Genomic DNA, 17,008 nt, shown 5'->3' with positions numbered 1-17,008 from the left:
CCCGGGACTCCGTCAGGACCCGTCCAGCCACTGGGCCAGGACGGCGGCCTCACTGTGGTCCACGTCCTTGGTGGCCGTCAGCAGGGTGACCTTGCCGTGTGCCGCCATGTCGCGCAGCCGTCGCAGCGGGGCCTCGTGATCGGGGTCCTCCAGTTCGGCGAAGTAGCGGCGCCGGAACTCGTCGTACCGCTGGGGATCATGGTGGTACCAGCGGCGCAGGTCGGTCGAGGGGGCGACGTCGCGCAGCCACTCGTCCAGATCGGCCTTCTCCTTGCTCACGCCACGGGGCCACAGGCGGTCGACGAGCACTCGCTTGCCGTCCTGCGGCGTGGCTTCCTCATAGATCCTCCGGTATCCGACCCGTGCGGTCATGACCCACCTTCCGTGGAGACGGGCAGTCTTCCCTCGCGCGCGGGGGCGCGCCTTCCGTTCTGGTGAACCGCCACGGCGGGCCCACACACGGAGCCGACGGTGCCGGCTCCTCAGCCCCGCGCGGGCGGCCAGTCGGCCAGCCCCTCCCCGCCGGGCCGCTGCGCGACGGCCTGCTCCACGGAGTCGTGGAAGGAGTAGACCGTCCTCAGGCCGCCGAGGGCGAAGACCTGCAGGAGCCGCCGGTCGGAACAGGCGATCAGCAGCGACCCGTGATGACTGCGGATGCGCTTGGTCACGGCCACGATCATGCCCAGCCCCATGGAATCGATGAAGGGGGTGTCGCACAGGTCGAGGACGAAGTGCCGGTGCCCCTCGGCGAGGCGCCGACCCACCTCGTCGCGGACCAGGGGCGCGAAGGCGATGTCGAGCTCGTCGTCGGCCTTGACGACCGTCCAGCCGTTCGCCACCCGGCAACCGACCCGCACGTCCGGCCCCGCGACGCCCTGATCACTCACTTCTCGCTCCCCTGAACCACTGTCCGATTCGCCCGTCTCATCCAGGAAACGCGGTACGGCCCCGGCGCCACAAGAGCCCGGTTTTCAGATGGTGAGCGAGAGGCCCCGGGACACCCGTTCCGCGGTGCCGAGCAGCGTCGCCACCGCCTCTTCGAGGTGGGCCGCGCGGTTGACGTCCACGGAGATGCCGAGCGAACCGATCGTGTCGCCGCGGCGGACGGGGACCGCGACGCACGCGGTGCCGAGCCGGTACTCCTCGATGTCGGTCACCGCCGGGCCCCGCGGGGCGGCGTCGAGACGGCGCAGCAGTTCGGCGCGGTAGGTGATGGTGCGCGGGGTGAGATCGTTCAGTGTGTGGCGGGAGAGGTAGTCGGCGCGGGCGTCGGCGTCCAGCTCGCGCAGCACGCTCTTGCCGAGCGCGGTGGCGTGTCCCGCGTCCTCGAAGCCGACCCACAGGTCGACACGGGGCGCCTTCGGCCCGTCCACGATCTCCGCGACCCGGATCTCGCCCTCCTCGTAGAGCGTCAGGTAGGCCGCGGCCGACAGGCCGTCCCGGATCTCCGTGAGGGTGGGCCGGACCCTGCTGAGCGCCGTCTGGTCGCGGCTCCCGGCGTGCAGTGCGCCCAGCTTCTCCCCGAGGACGAACGTGCCGTCCTCGAGTCTGCGCACGTAGCCGTCGTGCACCATGGTGCGCAGCAGGTGATAGGTGGTGCCCAGGGCCAGCCCCGTCTCGCGCGCCAGCTGCTTGGCCGGTACGCCGCCTTCGTGGGCGCCCACGGCTTCCATCAGCCGAAAGGCTCGCTGCACCGAGGCGATGAGCGTGGGGCCCTCCTGACCGCTCATCCCTCCACCCTGCCCCCGGCCGGATCGGTCCGGCAAGGCGGGAACCGGGTCAATGAGTACGGCCTGAGTATCCGCGCTCATGTCCCGGCCCGTGGCGGGGGCCACACTCCCAGGCATGACGAACCTTCCGCCCCCGGCCGAGGAACTGCGGCTCCTCGACGCCGAGCTGCGGCGACTCGACCTGCGCCGTGCCGTACTGCTGCGGCGCCGTGAGTGGCTGGTCCACACGCTGCGGGCCGCCGCCCAGCCGCCCGCCCGCGGTGCCGGGACCGCACTGTGGGGCGGGCCGCCGCCGGCCGACGGGGGTGCCGACGCCCGCCTGCCGGAGGCCTCGGCGCCGGGTGTGCAGAACGTCCTGCTGGTGCTCGGCGGTGTGCTGCTGACGATCGCGGCGGTCGCGTTCACCCTCGTCAGCTGGGGCCACCTGGGGATCGCGGGACGCGCGCTGGTGCTCGGCGCGCTCACCGTCGCGGCGCTGGGCGGGCCCGTGGTGCTGCTGCGGCGCGGGCTGCGGTCGACCGCCGAGGCCGTGTCCGCGCTGGGGACGGCCCTGACCGTGCTGGACGCCTACGCGCTGCACGAGGTGGCGTTCGCCGGCACGGACGGTTTCGGGTACGCGGCAGGCGCGTCCGGCGTCCTGGCCGGGGTGTGGACCGCGTACGCCGTGCTTGCGGGCGCGCCGGCGCCGCCGCCCACCGGCGCCCGGGAGACGGCCCAGGGTGCCTCGGCGGGCGAGGGCGCGCGCCCCGGGCTCCGGCACCCCCTTCCGCTCGCCGTGGCGACCGCCCATCTTCCCCTGCTGCTCTGGGCGATCGCCGCCGGCGCGGGCCCGCACACCTTGACGGCCGTGCTGCTGGTGAGCGCCGCCGGCGGCACCGCTGTCGCCCTGCGAGCCGCCCGCGTGCCGGTGCGTGTCGTCGCCGTGGTCGGCGCACTGGGCATGGGCATCGCCGGCGTCCTGTCGGCCGGATGGCTCTGCTGGAGCGCTTCCGACCCGGGTACGGCCGCTCGGGCGGCGGCGCTCCTGGCCGGGGCGGCGGCGGTCGCCCTGCTCGCCGGCCGGTTCGTCCCCGACGTCGATGTCGCCATGGGCGCCGCTCTGACCGCGGGCCTGTGCCTGGTCGCGGGGGTCGGCGGGGTGCTGCGGGTCGCGGTGCCCGGTGCGTGGACCGTGCCGGGGTGTCTGGCCTGCGGCGTCGCCCTGCTCGCGGTGGACCGGACGGCGCTGCCCCGGCCGCTGCGCCGGGGGCTGGTACGTGCTGCGGCGGTCGTGCAGTGCTTCGCGGTGCTGTGGTCGGTTCCCCTGGTCGCCGGTAGCGTCCTCGGTCCCTCGGCCCAGGCCGCGCGGCCGTGGTCCGGCGTGCCGGGGGACGTCCGGGACGCCGTGTTCACGGACCTGCCCTGGCCTCCGTACGCGGCCACCGTGCCGCTGGTCCTAGCCGCCGTGGCCGCGGTGCTGCTGGTCGCCGGACGGAACACGACGCGGCGCCCGGCCGCCACGGCGGCGGCGCTCGTCCTCGGCTGGGCGGCCGTCTTCGTTCTCCCGGTGGTGCTGCAACTGCCCTACATGGCCGGCCTGGTGACGCAGGGAGCGGTGGTCGTGGCGGCGCTGGGCTTCGCGCAGTGGGCCGACCGCACCGGGCCGCGGCCGTCGCCACTGACGCTCACGGCCCTCCTGCTGGCGCTCGTCACCTCGGTCGACCTCGCTCTCCTCTCGCTGGCCTCCGAGCCCGCGACGCTCGGTGTCCTCGCGTCGCTGACGGCCGTGTTCGGTGCCGTGTGCCGCCGCCCGGGACCGGCTCCGCTCGCCGCGCCCGCCGCCCTCGCCCATGCCACGGCGCTGGCCTGCGCGACCGGCGCGTCCGCGGGCTGGCGGCCGCCTCAGACGGCGCTGCTGGTTCTCCTGGTCCCCGCCGTCGCGGCGCTGGTCGCGGCGCGTACGAGCGGCTCGCGCACGACCGTACCCGTCGAGGCGGCGGGTGCGGCCGCCGGACTGCTCGCCCTCGCACTCACGGTGACCGATCCGCCGATGCTGGCCCTGGTGCTCTCCTTCGGCGGCGTCCTCGCGGCGGGCACCGCGCTGCGTCCGAAGCGGCGGCCGGCCGGCTGGGCGGCTGCCGCGCTGTTCCTGCTGGCCGCCTGGGTGCGCCTGACGGCCTGGGACGTCACCACGCCGGAGGCCTACACCCTGCCCGTGACCGGACCCGCGCTGGTGGTCGGGTATCTGCGCCGGCGCCGCGACCCGGCGGTCTCCTCGTGGACGGCGTACGGGGCCGGGCTGGCCGTCACACTGGTGCCGAGTCTGCTCGCCGCCTGGGACGACCGGTACTGGCTGCGGCCCCTGCTGCTCGGTGTCGCCGCGCTCGTGGTGAGCCTGGTGGGCGCCCGGCACCGTCTCCGGGCGCCGCTGGTTCTCGGCGGGGGTGTGCTCGCGCTGGTCACGCTGCACGAACTGGCCCCGTACATCACCCAGGTCGTCGGCGCGCTCCCCCGATGGGTGCCTCCGGCCCTCGCCGGTCTGGTGCTGCTCGTGCTGGGGGCCACCTACGAGCAACGGCTGCGGGACGCGCGGCGGCTGCGGGAGGCACTGGGGCGGCTGCGTTGAGCCTGTCACGTGCACAAACGTGGGACCCGGTGTCGAACCGGTGCAGCTATGCGGCCGGGGTCGTGGAAGCCGGACGAGGCCTCACATCTTGCCGCGAGCCGCCGCTCGCCTTCGTGATAGCACGAGGTGATCGATTCGAAAGGCCGACGACTCATGGGTATCTTCAGCCGACGCCAGACCGCCACCGCGCAGCCGGCCACGGCCGCCGACCAGGACGGGCCCGCCGCACGGTCCGCGACGGGAACGGCCACGCTCGATCCGGCACTGCGCACGCTGACCGGGCACTGGACCATCGACCGCCCGCACAGCCGGATCGGCTTCTCCGTGCGGCACGCCATGGTCACCACGGTCCGCGGGGCCTTCCCCGACTACGACAGCAGGCTCTACTTCGACGGAGCCCGCCCCTGCGAGTCGCGGGCCGAGATCGTCATCCGCGTCGCGGGCGTCGACACCGGTGTGGAGCAGCGGGACGCGCACCTCGTCGGCAAGGACTTCTTCGACGTTCGCCGCTACCCCGAGATGACCTTCCGCAGCACCTCGACCACCCACGAGGGGGCGGAGAGCTTCCGCATGACGGGGGAGCTCACCATCCGCGACACCACCCGGCCCGTCGAGCTGCAACTGGACTATCTCGGTTCGGTCGTGGACCCGTTCGGCTACGAACGGGCCGGCTTCGACGGGACCACCACCATCGACCGCAGGGACTGGGGTCTGGTCTACAACCAGCGGCTCGAGGCGGGCGGCAGCATGGTGAGCGAGAAGGTCCGCCTGCAGTTCGACATCTCCGCGATCCGCGCCTCCTGATCCCGGCCCCGCCGGTCAGCGCGAGCCGGGCGGCGGCGGGTGGTGCGCCACGGCGGCGGCGAAGCGCGCCGCAAGCGCGGCGGCCGCGGCCCGCAGTTCGTCTCCGCCGTCGATACGGAAGGCGAACGGCAACCCGGTGAGCCAGTCCTGCACGTACATGTCCGGGTTGCGGGTGCTGCCGACGAGGAGGCAGCCGTCGTCCAGGGGCTCGAGCCGTCCCATGGGCGGGCGGATCCAGGGAGCGACCTCGGCCGGCGGGGCGTCGAACACCACCCGGGTGGTGAACTGCCATCCGCTGCCGAGGTTCTCCTCCAGGACCGCCACCGGGTCGAAGGCCGCGGGTGGCTCGAAGCCCTGGGCGGTGGGCCGGACTTGGCGGATCCGGTCGACCCGGTAGGTGCGCATCGCGTCCGCGCGGTGGGAGTGGCACAGCAGGTACCAGCGCCCGTGGCGCACGACGAGGGACCAGGGGTCCGCCTCCTCCTCCCACGCGTTGCCGGCCTCGCTGCGGTAGGCGAGCAGCACGCGGCGCCGGTGCGCGACGGCCTCGACGAGGGCGCTGGTGACGGCCGGATCCGGATGGGCCGCGTTCGGGTCAGGAGCGGCGGACGCGTACTCCCGCAGCAGTGCCGCCTGCCGGCCGACGCTCTCCGGCAGCGCCTTGACGACCTTGCCCAGGGCGGCGCCGACGAGATCGTCCGCGTCGGCCACGGTCGGCCGGCCGCTCAGCGCCGCCATCACCAGGCCGAGGGCCTCGGCCTGGGTGAAGTGCACGGGTGGCAGTCTCGTCCCGCGTCCCAGCCGGTAGCCGCCGTGCGGTCCGCGCGCCGACTCCACGGGGATGCCCGCCTCTCTGAGGATCCCGACGTACCGCCGCGCCGCGCGCTCCGTCACACCCAGCCGCACGGCGAGTTCGTCGGCCGTCGTGGCGGGGCGGGTCCGGAGGATCTCCAGGGCGCGGAGCGCTCGCGCGGTGGGGCTGACGTCGTTCGGCACGGCCACAGGCTAAACCGCACCCCTGACGCGCGTGAGGGGCACAGGAGACAAACCGGCAGTGGATCGTCCGGATCTCCTCCTACGGTGAAGCCAAGCAGAGGAAAGGAACCGATCATGGACATCCTGCTCATCGGCGGCCTGTGGCTGGACGCGACCGTGTGGAGTCGCGTCGCGTCCACGCTGGAGTCTCTCGGCCACCGCCCGGTGCCGCTCACCCTCCCGGGACAGGGCGACGGCGCGGCGACCGCGACGCTCGACGACCAGGTGGCGGCGGTGCTGGCCGCGGTGGACGCGGCACCCGGCAAGCCCATGGTGGTGGGGCATTCCGCGGCTTGCGCACTGGCCTGGCTGGCCGCCGACCGGCGACCGGAGCGGCTGGCCAAGGTCGCGCTCATCGGCGGCGTCCCGACCTCCGACGGGCAGCCGTACGCCGACTTCTTCGAAGTCAGGGACGGTGCCATGCCGTTTCCGGGCTGGGAGCCCTTCCAGGGGCCGGATGCCGCGGACCTCGACGAGGCGGCGAGGCGCAAGGTGGCGGCGGCCGCGGTCCCGGTGCCCGAGGGCGTGGCCCGGGGTGTGGTGCGGCTGACCGACGAGCGCCGGTTCGACGTGCCGGTCCTGCTCGTGTGCCCCGAGTTCACGCCCGCGCAGGCGCGGAAGTGGATCGACGCGGGCGATGTTCCGGAGCTCGCCCGGGCCGGGCACGTCGACTTCGCGGACATCGACTCGGGCCACTGGCCCATGATCACCCGGCCTGCCGAGCTGGCCGGAATTCTGGCGGCGGCGGCGCAGGGGGCCTGACACCGGGGACACGTACGTACGCAGTCCCGCCGGCACGGTCGGCGCCGCCGTCGACGGCCGGCGGTGGACTCAGTGGAGGCAGAGGCAGAACGGGTGGCCGGCCGGGTCGGCGTAGACCCGCCAGTTGGCGTCCGGACGGATCTGGTCCGTCCGCTCCAGGACCGTCGCGCCGAGTGCGAGCGCCCGCTTCTCCTCGCCTTCGAGGTCGTCGACGTCGAAGTCGAGGTGGAGCTGCTGGGGCCGGTCCCGGCCGGGCCACTGGGGCGCCCGGTAGCCGTCCACCCGCTGGCAGGCCAGCGGTGTCCCCTCGAACCCGTGCACCTCGACCCACTCGTCGTCGTCCGGGTCGGCGACCACCCGCCCGCCGAGCAGCTCCGCGTAGAAGTCCGCGAGCCGTACCGGATCGGCACAGTCCAGCGCGACCGCCTGCAGCTTTCGAATCACGTCCGCCACTCCTCGCTCTTCGGGCGCATGGGCCGCGCCCGCACGTGACGTCCTACCCGGCGCGGGTGCGGGCATGCCCGGCAGGAACCCGACCGGATCCCTTCCCACCCCCGGCGCACTTGGTAATGCACGCACCGCGTGCATAATGAGTGCAAAGCCAGTCGGCCCACTGGGGAAGGGACGCACGTCGTGAGTGACTCACTGGATCACGAGGTACTGGACGCAGCCGTCGAGAACGTCCGTCTCGCCGGAATGCCGGGCCTGTTCGCCGAGGTGCGGGACGGCGACCGGGTCTGGCGGGGCGCCGCCGGCGTCGCCGACACCACCACCGGCCGCCCGGTCGGCGCCGAGATGCGCCACCGGGTCGGCAGCATCACCAAGACCTTCACGGCTGCCGCGGTCCTGCGGCAGGTGGAGCAGGGGCGGATCGGTCTCGACACGCCGATCGGCCGGTACCTGCCGGGGGTGCTTGCCCGGCGGCGCGGCGACGCCGTCACGGTCCGCATGCTGCTGAACCACACCAGCGGTCTCGCCGAGTACCTCCCCCATGCCTTTGCGTCCCTCAAGGCGTTGCCCGCGCTCGCGGACACCGGGCCCCAGAGCCTGGACGACCACCGGTTCACCCGGTTCGAGCCCGCCGAACTGATCGAACTGGGCGTCGCCGCACCCGCCGTCGGCGCCCCGGGCGGCACTCCGGGCGTGTACTCCAACACCAACTACCTGCTGCTGGGCCTGCTTTTGGAGCGGGTGACCGGCACCACCGCCGAGCGGTGCATCACCCGCGACGTCATCGAGCGCGCCGGGCTCCCGGACACCGAGCTGCCCACCGGACCGTACGTGGGCGGGCCGCACTCGTGCCTGTACGAGGCCTGGTTCGGCATGATCGACCCGCCGCGCGACTACAGCGTCTACGACATGTCGTGGGTGGGGCCGTCGGCCTCGCTGATATCCACCGTCTCGGACCTGAACCGCTTCTTCGGCCTGCTGCTGGCCGGTGAGATCGTGAGCCCGTCGTCGCTCGCGGAGATGCGGCGTACCGTGCCGGTCGTCTCCCAGGAGGGACGGACGATCGAGTACGGTCTCGGCCTGCACCCGGTCCCGACGCCCGGCCCGGTCGTCTTGTGGGGTCACGGCGGTACGGCCTGGGGCGCCGGGACCCTGGCCGCGATCAGCGCCGACGGCAGGCGCCGGATGGCCGTCGCGGTGAACCTCCAGAGGTGGAACGCGCTCGACGCGTCGGGCCGGCCGCGGCACCATCCCATCGACGACGCGCTCGCGGAGCTCCACCGCGTGGCGACGTGCGGCTGACCGGGCCCCTCGGCCTCACGGGGCCGCGTGCGTCGGCGGGCCGGTGTGTCAGCCGGTGTGGAGGACGCGGAAGCGGCCGGGTTCCGCCGGGTCGCGGTCGACCACCTGCACCGGAGTGTCGAGCCACTGCCACACGGTGACGCCCGGCGTGCGGGAGAAGCGGATCCGTCCCCGGGTGCCCTCGGCCGAGACGCGGGCCCAGGTGTCGGCGGTCAAGGGCCGGTCGACGCCGTGCGAGCGCAGCACGTCGGCGAGGACCGCCACCGTGTCGTAGCCCTCGAAGGCGACGAAGGAGGGCGCTTCGGCCAGCCGCGCGCGCAGGGCCGTCCCGACGCGCGCACCAAGGGGGCCGAGCCGGTCGGGAAGGTAGCGCAGGAACGGGATCGCCGCACCGTCCCCGCCCAGCGCCGTCGCCCACGAGGCGAACTCCGGTTGCCCGGCCGGAGCACCGATCACGGTCTCGGCCAGGCGCCGGTCGCGGCGGACGGACCGGACGATCGACACGGCCGGTTCGGGGGTGCCGACCAGAAGCAGCAGGGCGCTCGCGTCCTGCTCGACGAGCGCGTCGCACACCGGCGCGGGGTCCGGCTCGGGCAGGTCGAGATCCACGAGGGTGCCGCCTCGCGCGGCGAGGTGGTCCCGCAGGATGCGGGCACCGGACGCCCAGTAGAGACTCGGCTGGGCCACCACGCCGATACGTCGGTGGCCCGCGGCGAGGAGGAAGTCCGCGTAGATCCGCCAGCCGCGGGACTGTGCCGCGGGCAGGCGTGCGACCCACGGCGTCTGCCGCTCGGTGAGCGCGTCGAGCACGGCCGACGAGCACAGGAACGGCAGGTCGAGGGCATCGGCCCGGGACGCGGCCGCGCGGGCGACGACGCTGTGGTACTCCCCCGCGAGGGCGGCCACGCCCAGGCGGGCCAGCTCGTCCACGGCCGCCGCGGCCCGGCCCGGATCGGCCGCCGTGTCCCGGACCACCAGTTCGAGCGGTCGGCCCGCGATGCCGCCGGCGTCGTTGACGTCGCGTACGGCCAGTTCCATTCCGGCGAGCAGGTGGCGGCCCGCTTCGTGCCAGCCGGGCCTGGTCAGCGGCGCCAGGGCGCCGATCCGGACGTGCGCGTCGCTGTCGTCCCGCCCTCGGGGGCGCACCTGGGTGACCATGCCGGACATTGCATCCGCCGCAGACGCGGGCGGGCAACCGATTATGCGGTCGCTCGGGGCCCGGCGGCCCAAAGCTTCAGCCAAGTGGCCTGCGCGATCGGCAAGTTGTAGCAGTGTCTGCTGCCGTGTCACTGCTTGGCACTTCCTCGTCCGACGCGTGGCCGCTCGGGGCCGGCCGTCGTCCGTTCGTGGTGCTGCTCGCGCTGCCCCTGACGGTTGGCACCTGGTGAGTGACGCCGTCGCGGCGGCCGGGCCGACCGGGTCCGGGGCGGCGGCGACACCCGACCGCGCCCGCTACGCCCTGGCCCTCCGCTCCGACGCCGACGGCGGTCACTGGACGGGGCGGCAGCGGGTGTCGTTCCGCAACGCTTCCGACCGGCCGCTGCGCGAGGTGTACCTGCGCCTGTGGGGCAACGCCGTGGCTGGACCAGAGCTTCGCCCAGTACGCCAACTTCCGCTTCTACGGCCTGGAGACGGACGACTGCTGGTCGGACGTCTACTGGCCCGACGACGGCACGGAACTGACCGCCTCCATGGGCTACTGGTCGCAGCACCGCGGCGAGTACCACCTCGTCTACACGGCAGGGCCCTGCGCCCTGTCCGACCTGGAAGGCGCTCTCGGCCCCGAGGCCATGGCGCGGCTTCTGCAGGGCTATGCGCGGGACCACTGGTTCGGGGTCGCCACCACCGAGGACTTCAAGCGGGCCGCCCAGTCCATGACGGACCAGGATCTCGGCCCCTTCCGGGAGGGCCACCACATCGGGTGACGTGTGCTCAAGTCACGTCAAGGTCGCTGTAGAGCATGTCGTGGTCCGAGTGCGCGGTACGGACCACCCGGTGCCGGAGCGGGGCGATGCCGCGCAGGAAGACGTAGTCGAACTTGCTGCGCCAGTCCGTGGTGGGCTCGCAGCTGCCGGCGGCCGCGGGACGGCACCGGGGGTCGGTGTCCGTGGCCAGCGCCCACATGGGGTCGAGTTCGGACGCGTCCGGCACGGCGTTGAAGTCGCCGAGGACCACGGCACGGTCGTGCCGGGCGACTTCCCGGGCCAGCACGCTCACCTGGTCCTTGCGGAACTCCTCCTGGCGCCGCTGGGCGAGGTGCGTGTCGAAGACCCGGACGGACCGGCCGCCCACCTCGGTGGTGACCGCGAGATATCCCCGGTCCTCGGAGCCGCCGTCGCGGTATTCGACGTTGATCCGGTCGGTGATCGGTGCCGCCGAGAGGATGGCCTGGCCGAAGCCGCCCGGGTTCCACGGTGCTCCCCCGCAGCGGCTCCAGTTGTCCAGGACCGACCCGTAGGCGACGTGGTAGACGAGCCCGTGGTAGACCTCCAGGTAGTCCCGGATCCGGTCGACGTCGCGGGCGCACGCTTCCTGCATGCCGACGACCTGGGGCGCGTAGGCGGCTATCTCCGCTGCCCGGTCGAGGTTGCTCGCGTCGCAGGGGTTGCACAGGTTCCACGTCATGACCCGGTTCGGCACGACGTCCTTGACGGCTTCGACGGACAGGGACCGGCCGGAGGGTTCGCCGCCGGGTCCGCTGGGGCCCACCAGCGCCAGGCAGGCCAGCGCCACGGCGCATATGAGCAATCGCGAGCCGCCCTGGTTGAGCACCGCCGCCTCCTCGGTGTGGACACATGGCAACCGACGTTCCCACGGACGAGGTTAGGGCACCAGGACGCGGGCCCCGGCGCCGCGGTGCGGCGTCCGCACCGGTCGGGGGGACGCCCTATGCTCGCCGCCATGGATACGGAGGCGGTGCGGTCGTTCGTCCGCGCGGCGGAGCTGGGACAGCTGCGGCACGCGGCCGACGAGCTCGGTGTGACACAGCAGGCGGTCTCGAAGCGGATCGCTGCCCTGGAGCGCGCGCTCGACGTCCGGCTGTTCACCCGTACCGCCCGAGGGGTCGAGCTGACGCTCGACGGGCAGGCCTTCCTGTCGCACGCCCGGAGCATCGTCACGGACGTCGACCGCGCCGTCGCCGCGATCCGGCGGGGCTCGCGGGCCCTGCGCATCGACGTTCTGGGGCTGCGGAGCGCGCAGGCCGTCGTCCTGCACGACTACTGGCGCTCACACCCCGAAACCGAGCTCGACGTGGTGACGCTCAAGGTCGACGATCCGCGCCTCGCGGTGGCCGCCGTGCAGGCGGGCGACGTGGACGCCTCCTTCCGCTCGGTGACCGACCCGGCCACCCTGCCGCGCGAGGTGCGGATGATCCATGCCTTCCACTCTCCGCTGGAACTCGTCGTCGGTCCGAGGCACCCGCTCGCCCCCGCACGTGCCGTGACTCCGGCCCGGCTGCGCGGGCACCGGATCTGGGTGCCCGGCATCGCGCCGGGCAGCGAATGGGCGGACTTCTACGCTCGGCTCACCGCGGCGTTCGACCTCCGCGTGGACGCCGCGGGCCCGAACTTCGGCAACGAGGTGCTCCTGGACATCCTCGCCGACTCCGACGACGTGGCCACCCTGGTGGGCTCGCGCGACCGGTACGTCTGGCCGGCGAGCCACGACCTGCGTCGCATCCCGATCGTGCGTCCGGCGCTCGCCTACCCGCTCTCGCTGCTGCTTCCCCGAGAGAATCCGCACCCGGGACTCCGGGCCGTCGTCGGCCACTTCGCGACCCTGGCCCCGCTGCCCGAGGACACCTGGCTCCCCTCCTGGGCGACGGGCCCCCGGCGCGACGACGACCGCGACACCGGGCACGCCTCGCGGCGCTGACGGCGTCCGCGGACCGGGGGTGGCCGCCCGCGTCGGGCGTCCTGAACGTCTACGGAACGTCCGCCCCCGGACGGACACGTACCGACTCGGCCCCGTCACCACCGGGCCTCCGGCCCGCGCGCCGGGGACCGGTGCGCCCGAGGCCTACTGGTCGAGGATCGCCTCTACGATGCGCAGCAAGCGCTCCCCCGCCCGGTCGATGCTTCCGTTCTGCGTGCTGACCTGCGCGCCTTCGAGTACGAAGGTGATCTGGGCGGCGACCTGCTCGGGGTCGGGCAGCCCGGCCTCGGTGCACATGCCGACGAGTCTGCGGGTCTGGCGCGCCTTGTGCTCCTCGATCACCCGTCGCGCGGGGTGGGAGCGGTCGGGCAGCTCGGCGAGCGAGTTGACGAAGGGGCAGCCCCGGTACGAGAGCGACGGCAGGCCCTCCGCGATGAAGCGGGCCAGGCCCAGGATCTGCTCCCGGGGCCGGCCGGGGTGTTCGGCCTCGACCCGGTCGAAGGCCGCCTGGTACTCGGCGGCCAGGATCCGCAGCCACTCGGCGACCAGTGCGTCCTTGGTCTCGAAATGCCGGTAGATCGCCATCTTGGTGGTCTCGGCCTTCTCGGCGACGGCCTGGACGCCGACGCGCTGGATCCCCTCTCGCTGGAACAGCTCTTCGGCCGCGTCCAGGATGCGCTCACGCGGCGGCAGCTTCGCCACTCTGCCCGGTCTGGCGACGGTCGATGTCATCCCTGCTCCGTGACGTGCGCTCGATGGGGCCCTTCCTCTCCTGTTACGGTACCAGTCCGTCCCACACGATACCGCTCGGTATCGAGTGGGACTGATGGGTACCGTGCAGTGTCTTCCGAGGAGCGACAGTGAGAGTTTCCGAGTACGTGCGCCACGACGCGGTGGGGCTCGCGGAGCTGATGGCCCGGGGCGAGGTGTCGCCCGCAGAGGTGGAGGCGGCCGCCCGCGAGGCGGTACGGACGGTCGACCCGGCGATCGCAGCCGTCGTGGAGACCTGGCCGGCCGACGACCGGCCCGCCCCCGGCAGCACGCCGCTGGCCGGAGTGCCGTTCCTCATCAAGGACTTCGGAATCTCCATGGCGGGCCGGCGCACCGAGATGGGCAGCCGTCTGGCGGCCGGGCACGTCGCCCGCTCCGACTCCTTCCTGATGCGGCGCTTCCGCCGGGCCGGCCTGGTGACCCTCGGACGTACCGCGACACCGGAGCTGGCCTACAGCATCACCACGGAACCGGTGCTGTACGGCCCGACCCGCAACCCGTGGGACCCCGGCCGCGTCGCCGGCGGGTCCAGCGGCGGCGCGGGTGCGGCCGTCGCGGCCGGGGCGGTTCCCCTCGCCCACGCCACCGACGCGGCGGGCTCGCTGCGCATCCCCGCCGCGTACAACGGCCTCTTCGGGCTGAAGCCGACCCGCGGCCGGGTCTCCATGGGCCCCGCCCTCGACGAGGGGTTCAACGGGCTGGCCGTCCAGGGCTGCGTCAGCCGGACCGTACGGGACAGCGCGGCGCTGCTCGACCTGATACGCGGCCCGGAACCGGGTGACCCCTACTTCGCCGAGCAGCCGACCGTCCCCTACTCGGAGGAAGTCACCCGCGCTCCTGGCCCGCTGCGGATCGGGGTCCTCCCGCAGGCCTGGGGCGGGCGCCGGACCACCGCCCCAGTGGCCGACGCGCTGGAGCGTACGGTGCGACTGCTCGAATCCCTCGGCCACCGGACGGAGGAGGTCGCGGTCGGCCTCGGTGCCGAATGGGAGGAGTTCGTGCTGGCCAACGCCCGCCTGTCGACGGCGAATCTCGCGGCCTCGGTCGACGGACTGGCCACCGCGTTCGGCCGGCCCGTCGACTCCTCGACCCTGGAGCCGCCGACACTGGCCGCCCACCGCTACGGACAGCGGGTCAGCGGGCCGCAGTTCGTCGACGCCCTCACCCTGCGCAACCGCGTCGCCCGCGCTCTGGCCGGGTTCTTCGGCGCCCACGACCTGCTGCTCACCCCCACCCTGCCGGAGCTCCCGCCGCTGCTGGGCGCCTACGGCGAGGGCGCGGAGGCGCTCGACGGCTTCGGCTGGATCGACCGGCTCAACGACCGCTCACCGTTCACCATGGCGTTCAACGTGGCCGGCACACCGGCCATGTCCGTGCCGGTGTCGGCCGACACCGGGACGGGACTCCCGATCGGCATGCAGTTCGCCGCCGGTTTCGGGCGCGAGGATCTCCTCTTCCGCCTCGCCGGACAGCTCGAACGGGCACGGCCGTGGTCGGGCCGTGCCCCCGCCGTGTGGGCGGGGAGCCGTCAGGAAACCGATGCGCGGTGAAGGCCGAGGTCTTGCGAGGGGCCGCCGGACGGGCGTTCCCGGCCGGGGTTCGGCGCTTACTGCGGCGGCAGGAACACCAACCGGTAGGCGACCGCGTCGAGATGGCGCGGTGGGTGGTCCAGGGTGACGGACAGGTCGTCGGCCGAGGCGAACCCACCGACGACCGCCCGCGTGCGTACGACCTGCGCGGCCCGTTCGTCCGACGGGGCCAGGTGCCGGGCGAGGACGTCGGCCGGCACGTTGTTGACGTCGGCGAGACCGCCGTCGTAGAACGCCCGGTCGGGCAGGTCGGCACGACCGATGCGCGGTTCGAGCGCCTGGTGCGGGTCGGCGGCGGCGATGCCACGCGCGGTGTGAACATGGCGACGCCGAAGACGGTCTCGTTGGTGGCGGACACGTCCGGGTCGAAGACGAGGAGCAGCGCGGTCGCCACGCCGTAGGGCACGGTGGCCAGTGCCTGTGCCGGCGCCCCGCTCTTCGTGGGCACCGTCGCGTGGATGATCAGGGGGAGCGTCCCGAGCCCGAGCGTCGGGACGGGGATCAGTGCCCACAACGGGGTGAGCAGCGTCCGGGCAAGGTGCTCCCGCCTGCCGAAGGCACCGAAGTCGGCCGCGGCGCTCCCCCGTGTCGGTCGGCGCGCGCTGTTCCTACCGGGGCGGGGACGGCGGGACGGGATGCCGCGGTTGCGGGATATCCGGGTGCTCGCAGGGGCCGGAAGCGTTATGTTCGTGACATGAACGTCATCGGCACACGCACCTCCGCGACCGCGCGAGCGACCAGCTCGCCGGTTGCCGCCGCCTGACCTTCCCTCTTTCCACCGGCGACCGGAAACGGCTCGTCGGTGGTTCGCGTGGCGCTCGATCGCCTTCGCCTCGGTGCGAGGACCACACCGCGCTGTTCTCCGGTGGCCCTCCCGCCTCGAAGCGAAGGAGTCATCTCATGGACACCGAGCAGATCGTCCGGACGTTCGTCGAGTACTACGAGGACCACGGTCATCGCCGGATCACCGGCTCGACGCTCCTGCCCGAACCCGGCGACCCCGTGCTGTTCACCAGCGCCGGCATGCATCCGCTCACCCCGTACCTGGAGGGTCGCCCCCATCCGCTGGGCCGACGGCTGGCCAATGTGCAGCGCTGTCTGCGCACCACGGACCTGGACGAGGTCGGCGACAGCGCCCACCTGACGGTGTTTCAGATGCTCGGCACCTGGTCGCTGGGCGACTACGAGGGTTCACGGAGCCTCGAGTGGGCCCACCGGCTGCTCACCGAGGGACTGGGTGTCGATCCCGGACTGCTGCACGCCACCGTGTACGGGGGCGGCGAGCAGGTCGGGCCGGACACCGAGTCCCTGCGGCTGTGGCAGGAGCGCGGCGTTCCCGTGGAGCTGACGGAGGAGGACAACTGGTGGTCCAACGGACCGGTGGGCCCGTGCGGACCCGACTCGGAGATCTTCCTGTGGAGCGGTGACACCCCGCCCCGGTCCACGCCCACGGGCGACGACCGCTGGGTGGAGGTCTGGAACCACGTGATGATGCGTCACCGCCGGCTCGACGACGGCCGTCTCGTGCCGCTTCCGCAGCGCAACGTCGACACCGGCCTGGGCCTGGAGCGCCTGGCCTCGCTGCTCCAGGGCAGGTCGTCGGTGTTCGAGTGCGACGTCTTCGAGCCGTGGCGTCGGGTGCTGCCGTCCCTGTGGCCGCTGGACGAACCGTCGTTCCGTGTGGTCTGCGACCATCTGCGGTCGTCGGTCGTGGTCGTCGGCGACGGAGTGCGTCCGGCCAACACCGGCCAGGGATACGTGCTGCGCCGCCTCGTGCGGCGGCTGCTCACCGTGGTGTGGCGGGACGACCCCTCACGGGAGCTGGGCGACCTGCCGCAGGAGCTGATCACGCACACGTTCGACCACTTCCGCCAGGACGGGGAGCCCGGTCTCGTACGGCACGTGCTCGTGGAGGAGGAGCGCCGGTTCCGGCGGCTCCTGGAACGCGGCCGGAACGTGCTCGCCCGGCCTCGCTTCCGGGGCCCGCTGGGGGAGGAGGACTTCCACTACCTCCACGACACCCACGGTCTGCCGCGCGAGCTGGTGACGAGCCTGCGCGAGGGCGAGTACCCGGAGGCGGGAGG

16 protein-coding genes and 1 pseudogene are annotated in these 17,008 nt (G+C 73.4%); 8 read left to right on the top strand and 9 right to left on the bottom strand.

The genetic code is table 11. From position 1 onward, the window contains the following. Positions 1 to 12: 12 nt before the first annotated feature. The 3 genes from AB0P07_RS27135 to AB0P07_RS27125 form a co-directional block, all read right to left on the bottom strand. Positions 13 to 372 (bottom strand): DUF488 family protein, encoded by a 360-nt coding sequence (locus AB0P07_RS27135; protein ID WP_365555127.1) that lies wholly within the window; start codon positions 370 to 372, stop codon positions 13 to 15. 110 nt (positions 373 to 482) lie between these two features. After that, positions 483 to 887 (bottom strand): STAS domain-containing protein, encoded by a 405-nt coding sequence (locus AB0P07_RS27130; protein WP_365555125.1) that lies wholly within the window; start codon positions 885 to 887, stop codon positions 483 to 485. Positions 888 to 971: 84 nt separating this feature from the next. Further along, the gene (locus AB0P07_RS27125; RefSeq protein ID WP_365555123.1) at positions 972 to 1,730 is read right to left on the bottom strand and encodes an IclR family transcriptional regulator C-terminal domain-containing protein; all 759 of its coding nucleotides are present in this window, start codon (positions 1,728 to 1,730) and stop codon (positions 972 to 974) included. Between the two features lie 115 nt (positions 1,731 to 1,845). On the opposite strand from AB0P07_RS27125, the gene AB0P07_RS27120 reads away from it, so the two are divergent. After that, on the top strand, positions 1,846 to 4,335 hold the full coding sequence (locus AB0P07_RS27120) for a hypothetical protein (RefSeq protein WP_365555122.1): 2,490 nt from the start codon (positions 1,846 to 1,848) through the stop codon (positions 4,333 to 4,335). Positions 4,336 to 4,488: 153 nt separating this feature from the next. Further along, on the top strand, positions 4,489 to 5,139 hold the full coding sequence (locus AB0P07_RS27115; RefSeq protein ID WP_365555120.1) for a YceI family protein: 651 nt from the start codon (positions 4,489 to 4,491) through the stop codon (positions 5,137 to 5,139). A 15-nt stretch (positions 5,140 to 5,154) separates the two neighbouring features. On the opposite strand, the gene AB0P07_RS27110 is transcribed toward AB0P07_RS27115, so the two are convergent. After that, entirely contained in the window at positions 5,155 to 6,135 is a 981-nt protein-coding gene (locus AB0P07_RS27110; protein WP_365555118.1) for a WYL domain-containing protein, read from the bottom strand. 114 nt (positions 6,136 to 6,249) lie between these two features. Here AB0P07_RS27110 and AB0P07_RS27105 point away from each other — a divergent pair, with 114 nt between their 5' ends. Then, positions 6,250 to 6,936, top strand: coding sequence for an alpha/beta hydrolase (locus AB0P07_RS27105; protein WP_365555116.1), 687 nt, complete (start codon positions 6,250 to 6,252; stop codon positions 6,934 to 6,936). A 69-nt stretch (positions 6,937 to 7,005) separates the two neighbouring features. On the opposite strand, the gene AB0P07_RS27100 is transcribed toward AB0P07_RS27105, so the two are convergent. Further along, the gene (locus AB0P07_RS27100; RefSeq protein WP_365555115.1) at positions 7,006 to 7,380 is read right to left on the bottom strand and encodes a VOC family protein; all 375 of its coding nucleotides are present in this window, start codon (positions 7,378 to 7,380) and stop codon (positions 7,006 to 7,008) included. 189 nt (positions 7,381 to 7,569) lie between these two features. Here AB0P07_RS27100 and AB0P07_RS27095 point away from each other — a divergent pair, with 189 nt between their 5' ends. Beyond that, positions 7,570 to 8,688 carry a serine hydrolase domain-containing protein gene (locus AB0P07_RS27095; protein ID WP_365555113.1) on the top strand — a complete coding sequence of 373 codons (1,119 nt, stop codon included), beginning with the start codon at positions 7,570 to 7,572 and terminating at the stop codon, positions 8,686 to 8,688. Positions 8,689 to 8,736: 48 nt separating this feature from the next. Here AB0P07_RS27095 and AB0P07_RS27090 read toward each other — a convergent pair whose 3' ends face one another. Continuing rightward, positions 8,737 to 9,855 (bottom strand): ABC transporter substrate-binding protein, encoded by a 1,119-nt coding sequence (locus AB0P07_RS27090; protein ID WP_365555111.1) that lies wholly within the window; start codon positions 9,853 to 9,855, stop codon positions 8,737 to 8,739. Between the two features lie 524 nt (positions 9,856 to 10,379). Between AB0P07_RS27090 and AB0P07_RS27085 the strand changes: the two genes are divergently transcribed. Continuing rightward, a complete protein-coding gene (locus AB0P07_RS27085; RefSeq protein ID WP_365555110.1) occupies positions 10,380 to 10,613 on the top strand; it encodes a hypothetical protein in 234 nt (77 codons plus the stop codon). 7 nt (positions 10,614 to 10,620) lie between these two features. Here the strand turns inward: AB0P07_RS27085 and AB0P07_RS27080 are convergent, their stop codons facing one another. Next, positions 10,621 to 11,490: an endonuclease/exonuclease/phosphatase family protein gene (locus AB0P07_RS27080; RefSeq protein WP_365555108.1), complete on the bottom strand. Its 870-nt coding sequence runs from the start codon at positions 11,488 to 11,490 to the stop codon at positions 10,621 to 10,623. A gap of 99 nt (positions 11,491 to 11,589) precedes the next feature. Between AB0P07_RS27080 and AB0P07_RS27075 the strand changes: the two genes are divergently transcribed. Beyond that, positions 11,590 to 12,564, top strand: a complete 975-nt coding sequence (locus AB0P07_RS27075) for a LysR family transcriptional regulator (RefSeq protein ID WP_365555106.1) — start codon at positions 11,590 to 11,592, stop codon at positions 12,562 to 12,564. A gap of 144 nt (positions 12,565 to 12,708) precedes the next feature. On the opposite strand, the gene AB0P07_RS27070 is transcribed toward AB0P07_RS27075, so the two are convergent. Beyond that, positions 12,709 to 13,296 (bottom strand): helix-turn-helix domain-containing protein, encoded by a 588-nt coding sequence (locus AB0P07_RS27070; RefSeq protein ID WP_365555104.1) that lies wholly within the window; start codon positions 13,294 to 13,296, stop codon positions 12,709 to 12,711. A 128-nt stretch (positions 13,297 to 13,424) separates the two neighbouring features. Between AB0P07_RS27070 and AB0P07_RS27065 the strand changes: the two genes are divergently transcribed. Beyond that, a complete protein-coding gene (locus AB0P07_RS27065; protein WP_365555103.1) occupies positions 13,425 to 14,885 on the top strand; it encodes an amidase in 1,461 nt (486 codons plus the stop codon). Positions 14,886 to 14,941: 56 nt separating this feature from the next. Here the strand turns inward: AB0P07_RS27065 and AB0P07_RS27060 are convergent, their stop codons facing one another. Beyond that, positions 14,942 to 15,124: a hypothetical protein gene (locus AB0P07_RS27060; RefSeq protein WP_365555102.1), complete on the bottom strand. Its 183-nt coding sequence runs from the start codon at positions 15,122 to 15,124 to the stop codon at positions 14,942 to 14,944. A gap of 700 nt (positions 15,125 to 15,824) precedes the next feature. On the opposite strand from AB0P07_RS27060, the pseudogene AB0P07_RS27055 reads away from it, so the two are divergent. Then, positions 15,825 to 16,985: pseudogene (locus tag AB0P07_RS27055) on the top strand (alanine--tRNA ligase-related protein); the annotation flags it as partial. Between the last annotated feature and the right edge of the window lie 23 nt (positions 16,986 to 17,008).

The sequence above is a fragment of the Streptomyces sp. NPDC085944 genome, assembly GCF_040686295.1.
Classification (GTDB): Bacteria; Actinomycetota; Actinomycetes; order Streptomycetales; family Streptomycetaceae; genus Streptomyces; species Streptomyces salinarius.
This window is presented reverse-complemented; position numbering and strand designations above follow the sequence as displayed.